Here is a 21,139-nt window from a genome sequence, read left to right as displayed (position 1 = left end):
GGCCGGGTCTCGCCCCGGCGGGCGAGGTACTTTTCTTGCTCAGCCAAGAAAAGTACCCAAAAGAAGGCTGCCCCTGCTGCCAGCGACCCCCAAAGCTTCGCGTAGCGAATCTTTGGGGGCAACCTGCGGGGACCAGAGCATGGGGTGTGCGGCCGAACTCACTACGCGCCAAGGCGCTCCGTTCAAACAGCGGCCGCAAGTCAGTTCACGAAGTTTGGCTGCTCTTCGGCAGCCAAACCACCCCATGCTCTGGTCTCCTCGGCGCTGGCAAAAGGGGTGATGGACAGCCAACAGCCTTCAGGCCATCGCTGCGCTCGGCCTGTTTGGGGGCCGAGCGTAGCGATGGCCCATTGGTATTTGGCTGTTGGGGTGTTCGCATTCCCCTTTTGCATGCGCCTGGGGCGTGGTGTTTGCGGGGTGGCGCTGGCACCGAAGAGTGCCAGCGCTTCGTCAACTAGCTTGCCGCGTCTGTTCGAACGGAGCGCCTACGGCGCGTAGTGAGTTTCGCGGCACACCCCGCAAACGCCACGACACAGGTTGCCCTTCGCAAAGCGAAGGGTCGCAAGCAGCAGGGGCGACCTTCTTTTGGGTACTTTTCTTGGTCGCCAAGAAAAGTACCTCGCTCGCCGGGCGAAATCCGGCCAGCAGCCCTACGCCAGTAGCAAACAGCGCCCACGATTAGGCGCTGTTAACAAAGAGCTAGCAGCTCTGCGCCACTAGTAAAACTGAAAATTAAATAAGCGCAGAGCAGGTACCGGTCACTTGACCGGAATAACCGTAGAAGCAGGCACCGCCACCGCCGTCACACTGTTCTGCGGCGAGCCCTCAATGACCTTGTCCGAATACGTCATGTACACCAAGGTATTGCGCGCCGCATCCACCATGCGCACCACCCGCAACCGCTTGAACAGCAGCGAAGTGCGCTCGCTGAACACCTCCTCCTGCTGCTTCAAAGGCTTGTCGATACTGATCGGCCCGGCCTGCACACAGGCAATCGAGGCTTCGGAGCGGTCTTCTGCCAGGCCCAGTGCGCCCTTGACGCCGCCCGTGCGGGCGCGGGAGACATAGCAGGTCACGCCCTTGACCAAAGGGTCGTCATAGGCCTCGACAACGATCTTGTGGTCGGGGCCGATGAACTTGAACACCGTGTCCACCGAGCCGATGGTGTCCGGTTGGGCCCAGGCGGCGGTGGCGGCCAGGCAGCCTGCGGCGGCGAGGGTGCGGCGCCAGGAAGAGGTGATCAGCATGGAGGGCGTCCGAAAAAGAAGAGAGGGCTGCACCGGCGCGCTGGCCGGTGCATGCGGGGTCCGGATCAGGCCTGAGCGGCGGCTTGGGCCACGTGGCGCTGCAGGTGCTCGAGCGCTTCTTCGACCTGGTCGACCAGCACCAGGCAGAGGTCGCCCGGTTGCAGGCGTGCGAGCGCGTGGTCGATGGCGATGAACTCGCCGTGGATATCGGTCACGTAGCTGGTGCGGCTGGCGCCTTGCAGGCCCTGGCGCAGCAGCGCGATGACTTCGCCGTCGGCGCGGCCGCGCTGGGCGGCATCCTGGTAGAGGATCACATCGTCAAAGGCCTCGCCCAGCATCTCGGTCTGCACGCGGATGTCTTCGTCGCGGCGGTCGCCGGCGCCGCTGATGACCACGCTGCGCTTGTTGGCGGGCATGGCTTCCACGGCCTGGATCAGCGCGCGGATGGCATCCGGGTTGTGGCCATAGTCGGCAATGATCGTCGCACCGCGGTAGTCCATCACATTGAAGCGGCCCGGGGCGTTGTCGCTGTCATTGACAAAGCCGGCGAGGCCTCGGCGGATGGTCTGCCAGGGCAGGCCGGCGGCCCAGGCGGCGCCAATCGAGGCCATGACGTTCTCGACCTGGAAGGTGATCGCGCCATTGCGGGTGATCGGGATCTCGCGCAGCGGGATCGACTCGCGCCAGGAGCCTTCGGCGGCCACGATGCTGTCGCCATCGACATACACCACGCGGCTGCCTTGGGCGCGGTGCGTGGCCATCACGGGGTGGTGACGGTCAGCGGCAAAGAAGATCACCTTGCCGGGGCAGACATGGGCCATCGCGGCGACCAGCGGGTCGGCGGCGTTGAGCACGGCGTAGCCAGTGGGGGCGACGTTCTGCACGATCACGCGCTTCAAGACCCCCACATCTTCCTTGGTGGTGATGAAGTTCAGACCCAGGTGGTCGCCTTCGCCGACGTTGGTGACCACGGCCACCTGGCAGCGGTCAAAACCCAGGCCTTCGCGCAGAATGCCGCCGCGTGCGCATTCGAGCACGGCCGCATCGGTCTCGGGGTGGGCCAGGGCGTTGCGCGCGCTGCGCGGGCCCGAGCAGTCGCCGCTGTCGATCTGGCGGCCGTTGACGTAGACGCCATCGGTGTTGGTCATCGCGGTGCGCCAGCCGTGCGAGGTGAACAGATGGGCGATGACGCGGGTGGTCGTGGTCTTGCCATTGGTGCCGGTCACGGCGACGAGCGGGATGCGGCCGTCGTTGCCGGCGCTGAACATCTCGTCAACCATCGGCACGCCGACATGGCGCGGCTTGCCGAACGAAGGCGCCAGGTGCATGCGCAGGCCAGGGGCGGCGTTGACTTCGACAATGCCGCCACTTTGCTCTTCGAGCGGCTTGAGCATGGTCTCGCAAACCACGTCCACGCCGCAGATGTGCAGGCCAATGGTCTGGGCCGCTTCGATCGCGCGGGCGGCAATTTCGGGGTGCACGTCATCGGTCACATCGGTGGCGCTGCCGCCAGTGGACAGGTTGGCATTGTTGCGCAGCACCACGCGCTGGCCCTGGCCGGGCACGCTGTCGGGGGTCATGCCTTCGCTGGCAATGCGGGCGATGGCGATGTCATCGAGGCGGATCTTGGTGAGCGCCGTGCCGTGGCCGGTGCCCCGGCGCGGGTCCTGGTTGACCAGGTTCACCAGCTCGCGGATGGTGTGCTGGCCGTCGCCCAGCACCTGGGGCGGCTCGCGGCGGGCCGCGGCGACCAGTTGGCCGCCCACCACCAGCAGGCGGAAGTCGTGGCCGGGCAAAAAGCGCTCGACCATGATCTCGTCGCCAAATTCGCTGGCCGTCTTGTAGGCCGCTTCCAGGCCTTCGCGGGTGGTGATGTTGACCACCACGCCCTTGCCCTGGTTGCCGTCCTGGGGCTTGACCACGACGGGCAGGCCCACTTCCAGCGCCACTCGCCAGGCCTCTTCCACATCGGCCACGGGGCGGCCCATGGGCACGGGCACGCCGGCGGCATGCAGCAGGCGCTTGGTCAGGTCCTTGTCCTGCGCAATGGATTCGGCCACGGCGCTGGTCGAGTCGATCTCGGCCGCCTGGAAGCGGCGCGCCTTGGAGCCCCAGCCCAGCTGCACCAGCGAGCCGCTGGTCAAACGGCGAAACGGGATGCCCCGAGCGACAGCGGCATCGACGATGGCGCCGGTCGAGGGACCGATGCGCTCGTCTTCATCCAACTCGCGCAGCGCCGCAATGGCGGCGTCGGCATCGAAGGGGCTGTCGTTCAAGGTGGCCTGGATCAGCGCTTCGGCCTTTTCCATCGCCAGCTTGCCCACCGCTTCTTCGGTGTATTCGACGACAACCTGGTAGGTGCCGGGCTCAGTGGTTACATGGGTGCGGCTGAAGGTGACCGGGCAGCCGGCCTGCGCCTGCAGCGACAGCGCGGCGATTTCGAGCACATGCGCGAGCGACAGCGCCTGGTCGGCGCCATGGGGCTGAAGCGGGGCGATATTGGGGAAGCGCGCACGCAGTTTTTCTTCAAAACCAGGGATGGTGCTGTAGCGCTGTTCGCTGTCTTCACAGCGCACGATGGTCTCGATGGCGGTGCTGCGGGTCCAGAGGTTGGGGCCACGCAAGGCACGGGTGCGGGAGAGCTGCATAGTGTTTCTTTCAGATGGAGGGCCCGCTGAATCAGCGGGCCGTGCATGCTTGTCGTCGTGGAGAGCCGTGTCCGGCGTATCAGGCGTTGTACTCGAAGGTCTTGATACCGGCGCCGATCAGATCGGGGGTGATATCCAGCGCCCAGGCCGTGGCGATGGCGGCAAGCAGGGCCGAGGTGTCGGGCTTCTTGCCACCCGGCAGGCTCAGCGCATCGAGGGTTCCCAGCACGCGCTCTTGCGCGCCGGTGGCCAGCACCACATTGTTGCCCTTGATGAGAACGGCGCGGCCGCCTTCGTGCTGGGCTTCGGTGTTGGCGCGGTGGGTGGCCACGGCTTCGTTGTTCGCATCGGTGGTGTACAGCACCACTTCGCCGTCGCACAGCTCGGCCAGATCGGCCACTTCGGGCAGGTCGGCATTGAGCACGCCGGCGCCATCGCTCAGCACCACATCGATCTGGGTGCGCATCACGCGGCGCATCTGGCCGGCTTCGAGCACATCGTGGTCCGCCAGGCTCTCAAAGCCTTGCATATCGGTCACCACACCGACCAGGCAGCGGTCGTAGGCCAGGCCTTCTTCCAGGATGGAACGGGCCGTCGTCTGGATCACCGCAGCCTGCGCCAGGCGGTTGGTCAGCAGGCGATGGGCGCCGGCCCAGTTGGCGGTATTGGTCTTCTGGGTCTGGCGGTTGGACAGGAACATGCCCTCGTCGCTGGCCACGCCGGTGAGCTTGCCCGACAGCTGCAGCAGCCAGCCTACGAGGCGCGCGATGAACGCATTGTTCTGCGTGCCGACAATGCCGACGATCGGGATACGGCCCGCGCCGGCACCTTCTTCGCGCGGGAAGAGGTGGTCGGCAATGGCCATGCCGACCGGGCGCGGCGCGCCGCTGGTGGGCTTGAGGTGCATCAACAGGCCCGGGCCAGCGTTGACTTCGAGAATCGCGCCCTGGCCTTGCATCGGCTGGGAGACGTCCTTCAGGATCATGTCCATGCCGGCGATGTCCAGGCCGACGATCTTGGCCGCCAGCACCGCGTAGTAGGCCACATCCGGGTGCACGTCATCAAGGCAGTCGATGGCCATGTTGCCATTGCGTTGCAGCAGCACGCCCTGGCCTTGCGGAATGACCGAATCGGGCGTGACATGCTGGCGGTTGAGTTCGAGCTTGACGGCGCCGGCTTCGAGCTTGATCCAGTCGAGCGGGTACTCCTGCTCGGGGCCTCGGCGGGGGTCTTCGTTGAGCACAGCCACCAGCTCGCGCAAGGTGGCCTTGCCATTGCCGTAGACGCTGACGGTCTCACCCTTGGTGGCCGCGACCACCTTGTCGCCCACCACCAGCAGGCGGTGCTCGACGCCGTCAATGAACTTCTCGACGATGACGTCCGAGCCTTCGGGCTGGGCCAGCGCAAACGCGGCCTTGATATCGGCCTCTTGCGACAGCTCCAGGGTCACGCCCCGGGCATGATTGCCGTCAGACGGCTTGACGGTGACGGGGAAGCCGATTTCCTGGGCCACTTCCCAGGCTTCTTCGGCGGTGGCCACGATCTGGCCTTCGGGCACCGGCACGCCGCAGGCGGTCAGCAGGCGCTTGGTGAAATCCTTGTCCTGGGCAATGCCTTCGGCAATCGCGCTGGTCTGGTCTGACTCGGCCGTCCAGATACGGCGCTGCGCAGCGCCATAGCCCAGCTGCACCAGGTTGCCATCGTTGAGGCGGATATGGGGAATGCGGCGCTCGCTGGCGGCATCGACGATGCAGCCGGTCGAGGGGCCGAGGTAGCGGTCATTGATCGCCGTCTTGATCGCATGGACCGCCGGCTTGATGTCGTAGGGCTCGTCGTTGATCGCGGCCATCAGCAGCTGGTGGCCATGCTCCAGCGCGACGCGGGCCACGGCCTCTTCGGGGCAGCGGAACACCATGCGGTAGACGCCGCGCTTGGAGATCTCGCGCGTCTGGCCAAATTCGGCCGGCATGCCCGCCAGGTTGAGCAGCTCGATGATCACGTGCTCCATCACATGGCCCATCCAGGTGCCGCCTTCGAGGCGCTGGATGAAACCGCCGCGTTCACCGACGCCGCAGGTGTGCTCGATCAGGTCGGGCAGCCAGGTGGTGAGACGCTCGTTCAGCCCGGGGATCTTGTTCGAGGGATAGTCCTCCAACTCTCCAAGGTCCAGCCAGACCTCCAGTACGGGGCGGTAAGTCCAGACGCTGGGGCCGCGCAAAAACGTGGTGCGCAAGAGTTGGATGGTATTGAATTTCGCCATATCGATCAACGGATAAACATAAGTAACAATTCCGGGGGGAATCGCCGTAGATGGGAAAGCATTGTGCGCCCAAATGAGGCAGATTAATCGCTGTCAGCCTATTGGGGCTGTCAGACGTTAAAGACAGATGAGGGCGGGGCGACCCATGCCGCCGTTCGCCACAATAATATGCGGTTGTTCACCGGACCACTGCCACCGCCCCGTGCGGAGAGAAAAAACGCCATATGCAACATCTTCATTCCGCGGACGCGTCAGCATTCTTTGCGGGTCCGCTAGGAACCCAATTGCGAGCCAAGCTCAACACCCTGGAAAACGTGCTTGCCGTCACTCCCGTTGACCTGACCTCGGATTTGCGCTTCGGCAGCGGCCAGGTGGTACTGACTTCTGAACGCCTTCTGGCCTTTGATCCCGATGCCCAACAGTGGAGTGAGTGGGCGCTATCGCCCGATTTGAGTCTGCGTTTTTTTGACCATGGCGGCGTAGGCAGCCTGGAGCTCCATGACAGCGCGCAGCGCCTGGGCCTGTGGCGCATCACCTTGAGCCACCAGACGGCGGTGCTGGGCCTGATGCAGCAGTTCGAGCGCCAACGTGAGCGCTTGCTGCGCAACGAGGCCTACCAAGTGGCCGAGGACGAGCGCTCGCTGTGCCCGGTCTGCGGCAGCGTGCTGCCCCCCGACAGCGAAGAATGCCCGGCCTGCGCCCGCCAGCAGAATGCACCGACCTCGAGCTGGGTGCTGCTGCGCCTGTGGCGCTTTGCCAAACCCTACAAAATGCAATTGTTGTTGGGTTTCGTCCTGACGCTCTGCACCACGGCTGCCCAGCTGGTGGCGCCGTACCTGACGATTCCGCTGATGGACAAGATCCTGATCCCGTTCCAGAACGGCGAGAAGATCGATGCCGGCCTCGTGCGTTTCTACCTGGGCGCGCTGCTGGTCTCGGCACTGATCGCCTGGCTGCTGGGCTGGGCGCGTACCTTTGTGCTGGCACGCGTCTCCGAGCGCATTGGCGCCAACCTGCGCACCACCACCTACAACCACCTGCTCAAGCTCTCGCTCGATTTTTACGGCAGCAAACGCACCGGTGACCTGATGGCCCGTATCGGCGCCGAAACCGACCGCATCAACCTGTTTCTCTCGCTCAACGCGCTGGATTTCGCGACCGATGTGCTGATGATCGTGATGACCTCGGCGATCCTGTTCTCGATCAACCCCTGGCTGGCCCTGGTGACCCTGGTGCCGCTGCCCTTTATCGCCTGGATGATCCACACGGTGCGCGACAAGCTGCGCACCGGTTTCGAGAAGATCGACCGCGTCTGGTCCGAAGTGACCAATGTGCTGGCTGACACGATTCCCGGTATCCGCGTCGTCAAGGCCTTTGCGCAGGAGCAGCGCGAGGCCGACCGCTTTGCCGCTGCCAACCAGGTCAACCTCGAAGCCAATGACCGCGTCAACAAGACCTGGTCGCTGTTCACCCCCACGGTCACCTTGCTGACCGAAATCGGCCTCTTGATCGTCTGGGCCTTTGGTATCTACCTGGTGGCCGGTGGCTCGATCACTGTCGGTGTGCTGACCGCCTTTATCGCCTACATCGGCCGCTTCTACACGCGTCTCGATTCGATGAGCCGCATTGTGTCGGTCACGCAAAAGGCCGCTGCCGGCGCCAAGCGCATCTTCGACATCCTCGACCATGTCAGCAACGTGCCCGACCCGGTCAACCCGGTCAAGCTGGGCAAGGTGCAGGGCGCCATCACGATGGAGAACGTCGGTTTCCGCTATGGCAGCCGCACCGTCATCAAGGACCTGAACCTGCAGATCCGCCCCGGCGAGATGATTGGCCTGGTGGGCCACAGCGGCTCGGGCAAAAGCACCCTGGTCAACCTGATCAGCCGCTTCTACGACGTGACCGACGGCTCGATCCAGCTCGATGGCGTCGATGTGCGCCGCATCGCCGTGTCTGACTACCGCAGCAATATCGGCCTGGTGCTGCAGGAGCCCTTCCTGTTCTTTGGCACCATTGCCGAGAACATTGCCTACGGCAAGCCCGATGCGACGCGCGAAGAGATCGTCGCCGCAGCGCGCGCCGCCCATGCGCATGAGTTCATCCTGCGCCTGCCCCATGGCTATGACTCGCTGGTTGGCGAGCGTGGCCAGGGCCTGTCCGGCGGTGAGCGCCAGCGTATCTCGATTGCACGTGCACTGCTGATCGACCCGCGCATCCTGATCCTGGACGAGGCGACCTCGGCGGTGGATACCGAGACCGAAAAGGAAATCCAGCGTGCGCTGGACAACCTGGTGCAAGGCCGCACGACGATTGCGATTGCCCACCGCCTGTCGACCCTGCGCAAGGCCGACCGCCTGGTGGTGATGGACCGTGGCGAGATTGTCGAAGTCGGATCGCATGACACGCTGATGGCCCAAGAGGGCGCCTACTGGCGCCTGTACATGGCGCAGGCGCGCCGCGCCGAGGAAGATGCCGAAGCCGCTGGCGTGGTCACCGCGCGCGCTGCGGGCGTGACCTATGACATGCAGCCCCTGCCCAAGTCCCATGTGGACGGGTCCGATGACAACCGCTGATCAGCAGCCCAGGAAAGCCCTTTCATGACAACCATTTCCTCTCCGCTGGCGCTCAGCCGCAATCCCTTTGGCCGCCTGGTTCTGGACAAGGACGGCAGGCCCCACCAGGTCAACCCGGTGCGCGCCTTTCCGCTGTCGGCCCCATCGCTGGGCATCTCCCTGGTCGGCGAAGACGGCAAGGAGGTGCTGTGGATCGCTGACATGGACGCGGTGGACCCGGCGGCCCGCGCACTGCTCAACGAAGACCTGGCCGCGCGCGAGTTCCAGCCGCTGATCGAGCGCATCGTCAGCGTCTCGACCTTCTCAGTCCCCAGCATCTGGACCCTGGAGACCGACCGGGGCCCTGTCCACATGACCTTGAAGGCCGAAGAAGACATCCGCAAGCTGCATGGCCGCCAGAACCTGCTGATCACCTCGGCCGATGGCGTGCACTACCGCCTGCCCGATACCAACCGCCTCGACAAGGCGTCGCGCAAGCTGCTGGAGCGCTTTTTGTAAGCAGCCTCTACCGCAAGCTGCAGTGCGGGGCCTGGAATTGCGGGCCCTTGCCTTTTTGCGGGCCTTGTCCCTTTCGGTGCTGCTTTGCCTGGCATTTACAGGCATAATGCAATTCATTTGCAATAGTGGCCGTCGTCTGCGCGGCCACTGGTTTGATTGTCTGCCCGGCCTGTGTCTTCCCTGCGCGCTCTCCACCCCCTGTCTGTCTCGGCGCATGCGCCGAGGCCGCTGCGTGGCTGGGCGATGGCGCTGCTGTGCTGGCTGTGTTTTGCGCAGCTGTGCCTGCCGCTCTTGGGCAAGGTCCATGACATCAGCCACCTCCATGCCCGCGCGCTGCAGACGGCTGCGGCCACGGCATCGGCTGGCGAGCGTGACGGCAGCGATACCGTGGTCAGCCCCGGCCATGGTGCGCATGACCTGTTTGGCAAGCATTCCGAGGCCGACTGCCAGGGCTTCTCGCACATGGCGCTGGGAGCTGGCCTGCTCTGCGATGCGCTGCAGGCTCCGTTGCTCGCGGCGGCGCAGGAAGCGGCACCCACCGTGCTGGCCATCTTGCTGCGCCAAAGCCCGGCGCTGTTCTTTGCGCGCGGCCCTCCCTCTCTCTCCCCCTCTTCGTTCCAGTGACACGGCCCCTTAGCCCTTGACCTTTGATGGTGCAGGGCAGCGCAGGCCGGTCTGTCTTGTTTTTTCGCGCAGCTGCCCGGCGCCACTGCGCCGGGCCGGTTCAGCCAGCAGTGCTGGGCTGCGCGCGCACATGCGCTGGATGCATGTGCTTTTCGAGGGGTAGACCATGGGTTTCCATGCACAACAGGCGCAGCCGCTGGTGGCGCGCACAGCAATTTTGAAGCCACAGGCGCGGGATCTGCGCCCGGTCGCAGCCGCCGTGATCGGCCTGCTGCTGGGCAGCGCCGCGCTGGCGCAAAACGCCGAGGGCAGCACGCCGGCAACGGCCACAAACACCACCACCTTGCCCGAGGTGACGGTATCGGCCAGCGGCACCAACCGGACGGTCGACGACATGACCACGCCGGTGACGGTGCTGCAAGGCGATGAGCTGGTGCAAAAACGCGGTGCCAGCCTGGGCGAGACCCTGGCCAATGAGCCCGGCATCCAGGCCACGCACTTTGGTGCCGGTGCCAGCCGCCCGGTGATTCGCGGCATGGATGGTGCGCGGGTCAAGGTGCTGAACGATGGCGCGGTGATCCAGGATGCCTCGACGATCAGCCCCGACCATGCCGTGGTGAGTGAGCCCATGCTGGCCACGCAGATTGAGGTGCTGCGCGGCCCCTCGGCACTGATCTATGGCGCCGGTGCGATTGGCGGCGTGGTCAATGTGCTGGACAACAAGATCCCCACCAAGGTGCCCGAGAAGGGCTATGAAGGCCAGGTCGAAGTACGTGCCGGCACGGGCGCCAACGACGCGGCGACGGCTTTGTCGCTGACGGCTGGTTCGGGCCCCTTTGCCCTGCATGTGGAGGGCATGGCCCGCAATGCCGATGACTACCGCGTGGGCAGCGGCTGGGGCCTGGGCAACAAGGTGGATGGCAGCCGCGCGCGCAATGCCGGCGGCAGCATCGGGCTGTCCTGGATAGGCGACAGCGGCTATGTGGGCCTGGCCTACACCCGCACCCAGGCACGCTACGGCCTGCCCGGCCACAACCACAGCTTTGAAGGCTGCCACACCCACGGCCTGCACCTGCACTGCGGCGGCCATGATGGCCATGACCATGGGGATGACGACCATGACCACGACCATGACCATGAGGAAGAAGGCGTGCCGGTGGTGGACATGCACAGCGAGCGCTATGACCTGCGCTCCGAGTGGCGCCAGCCGTTTGCCGGCGTGTCGGCCATCCGTGTGCGCGGCGGCGTGACGCGCTACCACCACGACGAGATCGAGGGTGGCGAGATCTCCACCAGCTTCAAGAACCGCGCGCATGACATGCGTGTCGATGTGCTGCATGAACCGATTGCCGGCTGGACCGGTCTGGTCGGCTTTGAGGCCGCGCAGCGCCGCTTCAGCGCCACCGGTGAGGAAGCCTATGTGCAGCCGACCCGCACGCAAAGCCAGGGCGTCTACCTGCTCGAAGAGCGCCGCTTTGGTGACTTTGGTGTCGAGGCCGCACTGCGCCACGACTGGCAAAGCGTCTACGCCAACGACGACGGCCTGGTGCGCAAGCACAAGGGCAATTCGGTGTCGCTGGGCGGCAGCTGGCGCTTTATGCCGGGTTACCGCCTGAGCGCCCATGTCACCTCGGCCAGCCGCCTGCCCACGGCCGAAGAGCTGTATGCACGCGGCCTGCACATGGCCACCTCGACCTATGAGCTGGGCAACCCCGACCTGCGCAAGGAGCGCTCGGGCAATATCGACATCGGCATTGCGCGCACTGCGGGCGACACGACCTACTCGGTCAATGTCTACCGCAACCGCGTGAACAATTACATCTATGGCCGCACCGTCGATGAGCATGAAGGCCTGCAGCTGCTGCAGTATGCGCAGCAGACCGCCACCTTCACCGGTCTGGAGGGCCAGATCCAGCACCGCATCAATGCGAACTGGACGGTGGGCGCCACCGGTGACCTGGTGCATGCCAAGCTCGAAGACGGCAGCAAGATCCCGCGCCTGGCTCCCGCCCGCGTAGGCTTGCGCGTGGCCGGCAAATGGGCCAACTGGAGGAGCGAAGCGCAGTGGCAGCTGGTCAAGCGCCAGAACAAGGTGGCCGATTACGAGACCGAGACCCCAGGCTACGGCATGCTGAACTGGCGCGTGAGCTACCACCAGACCTCCAGCGATGGCACGCCATGGCAGATTTACCTGAAGCTGGACAACCTGACCAACAAGCTGGCGTACGTCCACACCTCGTTCATCAAGAACGCGGCGCCGCTGCAGGGCCGTGCAATTTCTCTGGGCTTTATCAAGCAGTTCTAAGCCTCTGAAAACCCAGGCCTGAACGCCAAAGCCGCTGTCTCGATCAGGAGCCAGCGGCTTTTTTGCGTCTGCGGTGGCTAGAGCGGATCAGAGGTTGGAGATGCCGCTGCTGACATGGCCGGCCGGCACATGGGCCGCCGCGCTGGTGGCATGGCCCGTCTGGTCGTCAAAGAAGAAATCGGGCTCGAACTCGCGCAGAAATTCGCCCTTGGCCAGGCCGCCCAAGAACATGGTTTCATCAACGCCGATGTTCCAGTCCATCAGGGTGCGGATGGCGCGCTCATGCGCGGGGGCGCTGCGGGCGGTGACCAGCGCGGTGCGGATGCGCATCTGGCTTTGCGTATCTTGCTGCAGCCGGTGGAGCGCCGCCAGCAGCGGCTTGAAGGGGCCATCGGGCAGCGGACGGGTGGCATGCTCGATCTCATGGCGCTGGAACGCATCCAGCCCCTGGGCCTGGAAGACACGCTCGGCCTCGTCCGAGAACAGCACGGCATCGCCGTCAAAGGCAATGCGCACTTCATCGGGGTTGCCGTCCTGCGCCTGGGCCGATTCGGTCAGCACACGTGCGGCCGGAAAGCCCAGCTGCAGCGCCTGCTGCACATCGGTGGCATTGGCCGAGAGGAACAAATGCGCGCCCAGCGGCTTGAGGTAGCGAAAAGGATCGCGCCCCTGGGTGAACACGCCCCGCTGGATGGAATGGAGCCCATGGGCCTTGCAGCTGCGGAACACCCGCATGCCGCTGACCGGGTCATTGCGCGAGAGCAGCACCACCTCGACCTTCTGTGCCGTGCCGCTGTTGAAAGCCAGCAGCTTGCGCACCAGCGAGAACGCCACCCCGGGTGGCGCGGGGGTCTCCAGCCGCTGCAGCTGCAGCCGGGCATAGGCCTGGTCCTTGTCCTGCTCGAAAACCCGGTTTTCTTCTTCAAAGTTGAACAGCGCCCGCGACGAGATCGCGACCACCAGCTTGTTTTCGAGAGTGGCAGCCATGGCCGTCCTTGTTGCTGAACTGAGGGCCAATATAGCGCAGTCTTCCCAATCAACAGAGGTACTTTCTCCAGGGGCTAATACGGCCCAGCCAACCCAAGGTTGGCGGTTGAAGCTAGGCGCTCCCAACGACGCGTGAAGCCGCAGGCAGTACTGAAAGTACGACAAGGCTTGGCGCGGCCGGCCAGGCAACGACGTATCAAGGGCTGTATTAGTCCCTCTCAATACCAGGCCTGGGAGAACTGCGAGATCACCCGCCCCAGATGCTGCTGCATCGCCTGGCGCGCCTGCGCGGGCTGGCGCTCGGCAATCGCGGCAAAGATGGCCTGGTGGTCCTTGAGGCTGGCCTCGCGCAGCTGCTCGGAGTGGAAATGCTGCTCGATCTTGTCCCAGCGCGGGTCCTGGCGGGCGTTGTCCCACATGGCCTCCACCATGTGCTGCAGCACGCGGTTGCCGGTGGCCTCGGCAATGGCAAGGTGAAAACGCCGGTCGGCCGCGTCGTAGGCGTCCTTGTCGGCCAGCTGCAGGCGCATGGTGGCAAGGGCGTCGAGCATGCGGTCCAGGTCGGCATCGCGGCGCTCGCTGGCAGCGGCTGCGGCAATCTCGGCCTCGACCAGCACGCGGGCGCGCAGGGTTTCCAGCGGGCCGGGGCCCGTGGGCACATCAAAGGCGGGCAGGCGGCTGGGGCCGCTGGCACCCGTGGGCTGCAGGTAGATGCCCGAGCCCAGGCGCACCTCGACGAGGCCTTGCACCTCCAGCGCAATGATGGCCTCGCGCACGGCAGTGCGGCTGACGCCAAACATATCGGCCAGGGTGCGCTCCGAGGGCAGGCGCTGGTCGGCCGCCGCGCTGTCTGTGGCAGTTTCTTCCAGGATTTTTCTGGCGAGGTCCTGGTAGGACCTGACACCGGTGGTGCGGCTGTCGTCGTCAACCGTCGGGACCAGCTTGTTGGGCATCTTGCGCGTATTCCGTATTCCGTTCATCGGCCGGTCCGACAAAACCGGAAGGGCCAGCAGCAGTGTAAGCCGCCGTCCGGCCCCAACGCGGCAAATACCGGACATAGTGGTAAACCATCAATCTAAATGGTCTAGCCAGTTTGTAGAATTGGTCTAACCAGATTTTTGATTGCAGCAAAAGGTTTTTCATGAAGATGTCGTTTCGTTGGTTTGGCAGCGCAGACCCCGTGTCCCTGGCCTATATCCGCCAGATCCCCGGGGTCACGCATATCGTCTCGGCGATCTACGACGAGCCGGTGGGCGCCGTCTGGCCGCTGGCCAAGATCGAGGCGCTCAAGCAGCAGATTGAAGACGCTGGCCTGGCTTTTGAGCTGGTGGAATCGGTGCCGGTGCACGAGGACATCAAGCTCGGCCGCGACAGCCGCGACCAGCTGATCGCCAATTACCAGCAAACCCTGCGCCATCTGGCCGCCGCCGGTGTGCAGGTGGTTTGCTACAACTTCATGCCAGTGTTTGACTGGACGCGCACCGAGCTGGCCAAGCAGCTGCCCGATGGCTCCACCTGCCTGGCCTTTGACAGCCGCCAGGCCGACAGCATCGATGCGGAAAAAGGCATCTCGCTACCCGGCTGGGACAGCAGCTACCGCAGCGATGAGCTGCAAGGCCTGCTGCAGGCCTACCGCCAGGTCGATGCCGAGCAGCTCTGGCAGAACCTGGCTTATTTTCTGCAGGCCGTCATCCCGGTGGCCGAGGAATGCGGCATCAAGATGGCCATCCACCCCGATGACCCACCGCGCCCGATCTTTGGCCTGCCGCGCATCGTCAAGAACCGCGATGACCTCGCCCGCATCGTCGACCTGATCGACAGCCCCGCCAATGGCCTGACCTTGTGCTCGGGCTCGCTGGGCGCTGGCCCGCAGAACAATGTCGAGGCGCTGGTGCGCGAGTTTGGCGGGCGCGGCCGCATCCACTTTGCGCATATCCGCAATGTCAAGGTATCGCCCGAGGGCGACTTTGAAGAAACCGCGCACCTCTCGACCTGTGGCTCGCTCGATATCGCGGCCATCGTCAAGGCCTACCACGATGTGGGCTTTGCAGGCTATGTGCGCCCGGACCACGGCCGCATGATCTGGGGCGAAACCGGCAAGCCCGGCTATGGCCTTTACGACCGGGCGCTGGGCGCCGTCTATATCAATGGCCTGTGGGAGGCGGTGGACAAGTTCTCGCCCGAGCAGCAAGACAGCGCAGTGCCTGCTGCAGTCTGATTTCACACCAAGGAGACATAACAATGACGACCGTTCAACTATCGCACGCCATGCTGCGTCGCAAACTGACCCTGGGTCTGGCGCTGGGCGCCAGCTTGATCGGCGCGGGCGCCCCGGCGCTGGCGCAGACCGCCTACCCGACCAAGCCGGTCACCCTGATGGTGGGCTTTCCGCCAGGGGGGCAGACCGATTTTGCCGCCCGTGTGCTCAGCAACAGCCTGGCGGCCAATCTGGGCCAGGGCGTGGTCATCGAGAACAAGGCCGGCGTCAACGGCAACCTGGGCTCGGCCGACATCATGCGCTCAGCCCCCGATGGCTACCGCATGCTGGTGGGCAATGGCTCGATGACGGTGACCCCGCACGTCTTCCCGACCTTGGGCATTGTGGACCCGACCAAGTTTGTGCCCGTGGGCATCTTGCTGCAGTCGCCACTGGTGCTGGTGGTGCCCACCTCGTCGCCTGTCAAGGACTTTGCGCAGTTTGCGGCCCTGGTCAAGGAGCGCGCCAAGGCTGGCAAGGGCGTGGACTATGGCACGCCCGGTGCCGGCTCGCTGGTGCATGTGACTACCGAGCTGATGCGCGAGCGCCTGGGCAGCCCGGCGATGAACCATGTGCCCTACAAGGGCAGTGGCCCTGCCGTGATCGACCTGATGGCCGGCCGCATCGAGGCCATGTTTGATGCGACCTCGGTGTTTGATCCGTATATCAAGTCCGGCAAGGTGCGCCCCATCCTGGTCACCAGCAGCAGCCGCGTGGCCTCGCTCCCCGATGTGCCGACCCCCGCCGAAGTGGGCCTGAAGGATTTCGAGATCATCTCCTTCATCGGCATGTACGGCCCGCCCGGCACCCGCCCTGAGGTGGTGCAAAAGCTCAACGCTGCCATCAACACGGTGCTGAAGGAACCTGCGGTGATCCGCAGCTTTCAGGAGCGCGGTGACCAGCCTGGCGGCGGCACGCCCGAGCAGCTCGACGCGATGACGCGCGCGCAGTACAAGCTCTGGGGCGATGTGGTCAAGGCCAACAAGATCCACGCCGAGTAAGAGTCGCTAACACAACCCTTGATACGTCGTTGCCCTGCCTTGTCGTACTACTGTACTGCCTGCGGCAGGACGCCTAGTCTCAACCGCAAACCTGCGGTTTGCTGGGTCGTGTTAGCGACTCTAAAGGGGGCCCCGCTGGCCTTGGCAGAGCCAAGCGGGGTCAGACCGGTGGCTTAACGCACAAACTGGTTGAGCTGGATGATCGGCATCAGCACCGCCATCACGATGATGCCGACAATGATGCCCATGCCGACGATCAGCAGCGGCTCCAGGATGGTGGCCAGGCGCATCGCGCGGCGCTTGACATCGCCAGCCAGCTGGTTGGCCACGCGCTGCAGCATCTGCGGCAACTCGCCGGTCTGCTCGCCCAGGCGGGCAAACATCGACAGCAGCGCGGGGAAGCGCTTTTTCTGCGCCAGGGCCGAGGCGAGCGGCGCGCCCTCGCGCACCTGGTCCAGCGCATCGATGGCATCCTGGCGCATCGCCTGGTTGGAGACGGTCTGCGCAGCGGCCTGCAGCGCCTTCAAGATGGGCACGCCGGCATTGCTGAGCATGGCCAGGGTCGAGGCAAAGCGGGCGGCGTTGTAGTTGCGCGAGAGCTTGCCGACGACCGGCAGCTGCAGCCAGCCGGCATCAAAGCGCTGGCGAAAGGCGGGCTGGCGCAGCGACAGGCGCAGCAGCACGGTGCCGACAACCGCCAGGCCCGCGCCCAACCACCACCAGTGGCGGATCAGATCGCTAAAGCCCAGCATGATGCGGGTGAGCAGCGGCAGCGCATGCTTGGTGCCCGAGAACACCTCGGCCACCTGGGGCACCACATAGCTCATCAGCACCATCACCACGACAAAGGCAAAGCAGGTGACGATGGCCGGGTAGAGCGAGGCACCGATGAGGCTGTTCTTGAGCTGGTCGCGCTCTTCCAAATCATCGGCCAGCCGCGACAGCACCTGGTCGAGGTGGCCGCTGTGCTCGCCCGCATCGATCACGGCGCGGTATATCTGCGAAAAATCACGGGGGTAGAGGGCCAGCGACTTGGCAAAGGTGGAGCCGCCATTGACTTCGGCGCGCAGGCTGGCCACCAGCTGGCGCTGGGGCTCGCTGTCGATCTCTTCCATCAGCGCGGTCAGCGCGCGCTCGAGCGGCAGGCCCGAGCTGATGAGGCCGGCGAGTTGGCGCGTCCAGACCGCCAGGCCCGTGGCATTGAAGACCGCACGCCGGCTGCGCACCATGCTGGCACCGCTGTCGTCGACATCGCCCAGCGGCTCGACCGCCAAGGGCACCATGGCCTGGGCACGCAGCAGGCTGCGCGCGGCCTTGGCGCTGTCGGCTTCGATCATGCCCTTGCGGGTCTGGCCCTGGGCGTCTAGAACTTCGTACGAAAAAGCGGGCATGGGGCAGGTGGATAAAACAAGGTGGCTCCATGGCCACCCCGGGCTATTGTGCCTGATCCCCATGGCATGCAGATGGCAGTGGCCCGATCAGGCAGCGGCTGCGGCGGGCATCTCTGCGGGGCCATCGAGCGCATCGGCGCGCTGGGCAGCGGGGCGCTGCAGCAGCGGCAGCGCGTAGTCCTGGAACTCGGGCAGGCTGGGCAGGGTGCCTTCGTGCATGCTCCAGCCGATATAGCTGGCCAGGTACAGGTCGGCGGCGGTGAAGTGGTCGCCACAGGCATAGCGCTTGCCGGACACCGCCAGCTGCAGGCTGCGCAGCACATCGTCAAAACGGCCATAGCCGGCCGACAGTGCCTGGCGCTCGGTCTGGTTCTGCAGCCAGCCTTCGGCCTTGGCGGTGGACACCGCCTCGACCGGGCCCGCCACCAAGAACAGCCAGCGGTAGTAGCTGCCGCGCTCGGCGCTGCCCAGCGCCGGTGCCAGCTTTTTCTCGGGATAAAGATCGGCCAGGTAGGCCAGGATCGCGCCGGTCTCGCTCACCACCGTGTTGCCATGCTGCAGTGCCGGTACCTTGCCCATGGGGTTGAGCGCCAGGTAGTCGGGCGACTTCATCGTGCCGCCAAACTCCAGCCGCACCGGCTCGTAGACGGCATCGCACTCTTCGAGCATCCAGCGCACCATGCGGGCGCGGGACTGGGGGTGGTAGAAAAAGCGCAGCGGGGCGTTGTGGGGGGTCATGTCTTGGTCCTTCGGGTGGCTGGCAAAATCGCCATGCCCGTAGGTTAGGCAGGGAGGCTGACAGAAACTGTCAGCAGCTGGCATCAAGCCGCAGATGAGCGCTTACGACCAGCCGTCCAGCGTATAGCCGGTCTCTGCCAACCACTGCTGGATGAGGCTATGGCGGCTTTGCGGATAGCGCTCCTGCAGCTCCTGCATCGCATGCACCCGGTCGGCGCGAAAGTGGCGAAAGCCCTGGCGCAGCTCGCACCAGGCGGAGACCACCCGGCTGCGGTCGAAATAGGCCATCGCAAAGGGCCAGACCAGGCGCTCGGTCAGGCGGCCGTGCTGGTCCTCATAGTGCAGCACTACCTTGTGCTCGGCACGGATCGCGCGGCGCAGTCCAGTCTGCCAGGTCTCGGGCGGGGGGCTGGGCTGCATGTTGGGAACCATCAGGCCGCTGGTATCGACGGCGATGCGCAGCTCCAGCGGCAAGGCGCTGCGGATGCGATCCATCGCGGCGCTCGCCGCACTGGCCAGCTGCGGGTCGGCCTGCAGGCTGGCCCAGCGCGCGCCCAGCAGCAGGGCTTCGAGCTCATCGGCATTGAACATCAAAGGCGGCAGCAAAAAGCCAGGCCGCATCTCAAAGCCAATGCCTGGATCGCCCTCGATCGCCGCACCTTGCTCACGCAGGCTGGCGATATCGCGGTAGACGGTGCGCAGGCTCACCTCCAGGGTCTGGGCCAGCGCCGGGCCGGTTTGGGGCTGGCGGGCGCGGCGCAGCAGATCGAGCAGGCGGAGCAGGCGGGCAGGGCGGGACATCGCGCAAGCATAGCCGGTCTGCCAGGCCTGTCATAGATTCAGGCAGGTGCCTTTTGCCCGATCTCGAAATTGGCCTGGATCTCCAGCGCGCGTACCAGGCCGGAATGGTCCCAGCCCGCACCGCCATGGGCCACGCAGCTGTTGAACAGCTGCTGCGCCTGGGCGGTGTTGGGGAGGGACACGCCCAGCTGGCGCGCGCTGGCCAGCGCCAGGTTCAGGTCCTTTTGGTGCAGCGCAATGCGAAAACCGGGATCAAACGTGCGATGGATCATGCGCTCGGCATGCACTTCGAGAATCTTGGATGACGCAAAGCCGCCCAGTAGCGCCTGGCGCACCCGTGCGGGGTCGGCACCGGCGCGCGATGCAAACAGCAGTGCCTCGGCCACCGCCTCGATGTTCAAGGCGACGATGATCTGGTTGGCCACCTTGGCGGTCTGGCCGTCGCCATTGCCGCCGACCAGGGTGATGTTCTTGCCCAGCGTCTCGAACAGCGGTTTCACCCGTTCAAACGCCGCCTCCGGCCCGCCCACCATGATGGACAGCGTCGCATTCTTGGCACCCACTTCGCCGCCCGATACCGGCGCATCCAGGTACTGCGCGCCCAGCGCGCTGATGCGTTTGGCAAAGTCCTTGGTAGCGACCGGCGAGATGGACGACATATCGACCACGATCTTGCCGCTGCTGCCCTTGAGGCCGGCGGCCAGGCCATCGGGCGCAAACAGCACTTGCTCGACGTCGGGGGTGTCGGGCACCATCACAAAGACGATATCGGCCCGCTCGGCTACGCCGCGCACCGATGTGCATTGGGTGGCGCTGCTCTCTGCGATGGGGGCCGGCACCTTGCCGCGCGTGTTGATGAACAGCTGGTGGCCGGCGGCAATCAGGTGGCTGCACATGGGCGCGCCCATGATGCCCAGGCCGATGAATCCCAGTTTGAGGGGCGTTGCATGCATGCAGAAATCTCCTTGGTTTTTATGGAAAAGGGTGTGGTTCTCGAGTGCGATCAAGCGGTAGCCGTCGTGCGCCTTTGGCCCGCCACGGTCTGCAGCCAGTGCAGGCCCGCCTCGGTGCCCTGCGCGGGCTTGTACTCGCAGCCCACCCAGCCGCTGTAGCCAATGCGGTCCAGGTGCGCGAACAGGAAGGGGTAGTGGATCTCGCCCGTGCCCGGCTCGTGGCGGCCCGGGTTGTCGGCCAGCTGCACATGGCCGATGCGCGCCAGGTGTTTTTGCAAGGTGGCGGCCAGCTCGCCTTCCGTGCGCTGGGCATGGTAGATGTCGTACTGCACAAAGGCATTGGCGGCGCCCACTTCATCCAGAATGGCCAGCGCCTGGTCGGTGCGGCTCAGGTAAAAGCCGGGAATATCAAAGGTATTGATGGGCTCGACCAGCAGGCGCAGCTTGGCCAACTTCAGCGCCGCTGCGGCAAAGCGCAGGTTGTCCACCAGGGTGCGGCGCAGGGTGGCGGCATCCACATCGGCGGGCGCTTTGCCTGCCAGGCAGTTGAGCTGGGGCACGCCCAGTGCATGCGCATAGGTGACGGCCTGGGCGACGCCGGCGCGGAACTCGTCCACCCGCCGGGGATCGCAGGCAATGCCGCGCTCGCCCGATTCCCAGTCGCCCGCAGGCAGGTTGTGCAACACAATCTGCAGGCCAGTGGCATCGAGCCGCTGCTGGATCTCTTCAACCGTATAGGCATAGGGAAACAGAAACTCCACGGCCTCAAAACCGGCCTGGGCGGCGCGCTCAAAGCGGTCGAGAAACGGCACTTCGGTAAACAGCATGCTGAGGTTGGCAGCAAAACGGGGCATGG

Annotated in this window: 16 protein-coding genes; 6 read left to right on the top strand and 10 right to left on the bottom strand. The window is 65.1% G+C overall.

From position 1 onward, the window contains the following. Positions 1–758: 758 nt before the first annotated feature. From ACPEE1_RS19535 to cphA (ACPEE1_RS19525), 3 genes are all read right to left on the bottom strand, one after another. Positions 759–1,247 (bottom strand): CreA family protein, encoded by a 489-nt coding sequence (locus ACPEE1_RS19535; protein WP_021025503.1) that lies wholly within the window; start codon positions 1,245–1,247, stop codon positions 759–761. A 65-nt stretch (positions 1,248–1,312) separates the two neighbouring features. Then, entirely contained in the window at positions 1,313–3,895 is a 2,583-nt protein-coding gene (cphA, locus tag ACPEE1_RS19530) for a cyanophycin synthetase (RefSeq protein ID WP_116924538.1), read from the bottom strand. 79 nt (positions 3,896–3,974) lie between these two features. Beyond that, entirely contained in the window at positions 3,975–6,155 is a 2,181-nt protein-coding gene (gene cphA, locus ACPEE1_RS19525) for a cyanophycin synthetase (RefSeq protein ID WP_182345007.1), read from the bottom strand. 224 nt (positions 6,156–6,379) lie between these two features. Here cphA (ACPEE1_RS19525) and ACPEE1_RS19520 point away from each other — a divergent pair, with 224 nt between their 5' ends. The 4 genes from ACPEE1_RS19520 to ACPEE1_RS19505 all read left to right on the top strand — a co-directional run bounded on the left by ACPEE1_RS19520 (position 6,380) and on the right by ACPEE1_RS19505 (position 12,155). Next, positions 6,380–8,728 carry an ABC transporter ATP-binding protein gene (locus ACPEE1_RS19520; protein ID WP_182345008.1) on the top strand — a complete coding sequence of 783 codons (2,349 nt, stop codon included), beginning with the start codon at positions 6,380–6,382 and terminating at the stop codon, positions 8,726–8,728. 24 nt (positions 8,729–8,752) lie between these two features. Then, complete coding sequence (locus tag ACPEE1_RS19515; RefSeq protein WP_182345009.1) at positions 8,753–9,226, top strand: DUF1854 domain-containing protein; 474 nt, start codon at positions 8,753–8,755, stop codon at positions 9,224–9,226. Between the two features lie 171 nt (positions 9,227–9,397). Continuing rightward, the gene (locus tag ACPEE1_RS19510) at positions 9,398–9,850 is read left to right on the top strand and encodes a hypothetical protein (protein WP_133248055.1); all 453 of its coding nucleotides are present in this window, start codon (positions 9,398–9,400) and stop codon (positions 9,848–9,850) included. Between the two features lie 166 nt (positions 9,851–10,016). After that, a complete protein-coding gene (locus ACPEE1_RS19505) occupies positions 10,017–12,155 on the top strand; it encodes a TonB-dependent receptor domain-containing protein (RefSeq protein WP_116924542.1) in 2,139 nt (712 codons plus the stop codon). A gap of 87 nt (positions 12,156–12,242) precedes the next feature. On the opposite strand, the gene ACPEE1_RS19500 is transcribed toward ACPEE1_RS19505, so the two are convergent. After that, complete coding sequence (locus tag ACPEE1_RS19500) at positions 12,243–13,142, bottom strand: 5'-nucleotidase (RefSeq protein ID WP_116924543.1); 900 nt, start codon at positions 13,140–13,142, stop codon at positions 12,243–12,245. Between the two features lie 218 nt (positions 13,143–13,360). Continuing rightward, positions 13,361–14,095 (bottom strand): FadR/GntR family transcriptional regulator, encoded by a 735-nt coding sequence (locus tag ACPEE1_RS19495; protein WP_260718885.1) that lies wholly within the window; start codon positions 14,093–14,095, stop codon positions 13,361–13,363. A 188-nt stretch (positions 14,096–14,283) separates the two neighbouring features. On the opposite strand from ACPEE1_RS19495, the gene uxuA reads away from it, so the two are divergent. Together uxuA and ACPEE1_RS19485 are read left to right on the top strand one after the other, a co-directional pair. Next, positions 14,284–15,360 (top strand): mannonate dehydratase, encoded by a 1,077-nt coding sequence (uxuA, locus tag ACPEE1_RS19490; protein WP_207788041.1) that lies wholly within the window; start codon positions 14,284–14,286, stop codon positions 15,358–15,360. A 23-nt stretch (positions 15,361–15,383) separates the two neighbouring features. After that, the gene (locus ACPEE1_RS19485; RefSeq protein WP_116924545.1) at positions 15,384–16,400 is read left to right on the top strand and encodes a Bug family tripartite tricarboxylate transporter substrate binding protein; all 1,017 of its coding nucleotides are present in this window, start codon (positions 15,384–15,386) and stop codon (positions 16,398–16,400) included. Between the two features lie 173 nt (positions 16,401–16,573). Here ACPEE1_RS19485 and gspF read toward each other — a convergent pair whose 3' ends face one another. The 5 genes from gspF to hyi all read right to left on the bottom strand — a co-directional run bounded on the left by gspF (position 16,574) and on the right by hyi (position 21,137). Continuing rightward, a complete protein-coding gene (gene gspF / locus ACPEE1_RS19480; protein WP_116924546.1) occupies positions 16,574–17,791 on the bottom strand; it encodes a type II secretion system inner membrane protein GspF in 1,218 nt (405 codons plus the stop codon). Between the two features lie 87 nt (positions 17,792–17,878). Further along, positions 17,879–18,529: a glutathione S-transferase family protein gene (locus tag ACPEE1_RS19475; RefSeq protein ID WP_116924547.1), complete on the bottom strand. Its 651-nt coding sequence runs from the start codon at positions 18,527–18,529 to the stop codon at positions 17,879–17,881. A 102-nt stretch (positions 18,530–18,631) separates the two neighbouring features. After that, entirely contained in the window at positions 18,632–19,330 is a 699-nt protein-coding gene (locus tag ACPEE1_RS19470) for a helix-turn-helix transcriptional regulator (RefSeq protein ID WP_182345012.1), read from the bottom strand. A gap of 38 nt (positions 19,331–19,368) precedes the next feature. Beyond that, positions 19,369–20,283, bottom strand: coding sequence for a 2-hydroxy-3-oxopropionate reductase (locus tag ACPEE1_RS19465; protein ID WP_116924549.1), 915 nt, complete (start codon positions 20,281–20,283; stop codon positions 19,369–19,371). Positions 20,284–20,333: 50 nt separating this feature from the next. Beyond that, a complete protein-coding gene (gene hyi / locus ACPEE1_RS19460) occupies positions 20,334–21,137 on the bottom strand; it encodes a hydroxypyruvate isomerase (protein WP_423934500.1) in 804 nt (267 codons plus the stop codon). Positions 21,138–21,139 lie beyond the last annotated feature (2 nt).

Origin of the sequence: Comamonas sp. 23, assembly GCF_049601575.1 — a bacterium.
Classification (GTDB): Bacteria; Pseudomonadota; Gammaproteobacteria; order Burkholderiales; family Burkholderiaceae_C; genus Comamonas; species Comamonas squillarum.
This window is presented reverse-complemented; position numbering and strand designations above follow the sequence as displayed.

What these genes read in the sequence shown, in the direction of transcription:
- ACPEE1_RS19535 (WP_021025503.1), bottom strand. Translation starts at nt 1,247, where the DNA reads ATGCTGATCACCTCTTCCTGGCGCCGCACCCTCGCCGCCGCAGGCTGC.
- cphA (WP_116924538.1), bottom strand. Translation starts at nt 3,895, where the DNA reads ATGCAGCTCTCCCGCACCCGTGCCTTGCGTGGCCCCAACCTCTGGACC.
- cphA (WP_182345007.1), bottom strand. Translation starts at nt 6,155, where the DNA reads ATGGCGAAATTCAATACCATCCAACTCTTGCGCACCACGTTTTTGCGC.
- ACPEE1_RS19520 (WP_182345008.1), top strand. Translation starts at nt 6,380, where the DNA reads ATGCAACATCTTCATTCCGCGGACGCGTCAGCATTCTTTGCGGGTCCG.
- ACPEE1_RS19515 (WP_182345009.1), top strand. Translation starts at nt 8,753, where the DNA reads ATGACAACCATTTCCTCTCCGCTGGCGCTCAGCCGCAATCCCTTTGGC.
- ACPEE1_RS19505 (WP_116924542.1), top strand. Translation starts at nt 10,017, where the DNA reads ATGGGTTTCCATGCACAACAGGCGCAGCCGCTGGTGGCGCGCACAGCA.
- ACPEE1_RS19500 (WP_116924543.1), bottom strand. Translation starts at nt 13,142, where the DNA reads ATGGCTGCCACTCTCGAAAACAAGCTGGTGGTCGCGATCTCGTCGCGG.
- ACPEE1_RS19495 (WP_260718885.1), bottom strand. Translation starts at nt 14,095, where the DNA reads ATGCCCAACAAGCTGGTCCCGACGGTTGACGACGACAGCCGCACCACC.
- uxuA (WP_207788041.1), top strand. Translation starts at nt 14,284, where the DNA reads ATGAAGATGTCGTTTCGTTGGTTTGGCAGCGCAGACCCCGTGTCCCTG.
- ACPEE1_RS19485 (WP_116924545.1), top strand. Translation starts at nt 15,384, where the DNA reads ATGACGACCGTTCAACTATCGCACGCCATGCTGCGTCGCAAACTGACC.
- gspF (WP_116924546.1), bottom strand. Translation starts at nt 17,791, where the DNA reads ATGCCCGCTTTTTCGTACGAAGTTCTAGACGCCCAGGGCCAGACCCGC.
- ACPEE1_RS19475 (WP_116924547.1), bottom strand. Translation starts at nt 18,529, where the DNA reads ATGACCCCCCACAACGCCCCGCTGCGCTTTTTCTACCACCCCCAGTCC.
- ACPEE1_RS19470 (WP_182345012.1), bottom strand. Translation starts at nt 19,330, where the DNA reads ATGTCCCGCCCTGCCCGCCTGCTCCGCCTGCTCGATCTGCTGCGCCGC.
- ACPEE1_RS19465 (WP_116924549.1), bottom strand. Translation starts at nt 20,283, where the DNA reads ATGCATGCAACGCCCCTCAAACTGGGATTCATCGGCCTGGGCATCATG.
- hyi (WP_423934500.1), bottom strand. Translation starts at nt 21,137, where the DNA reads ATGCCCCGTTTTGCTGCCAACCTCAGCATGCTGTTTACCGAAGTGCCG.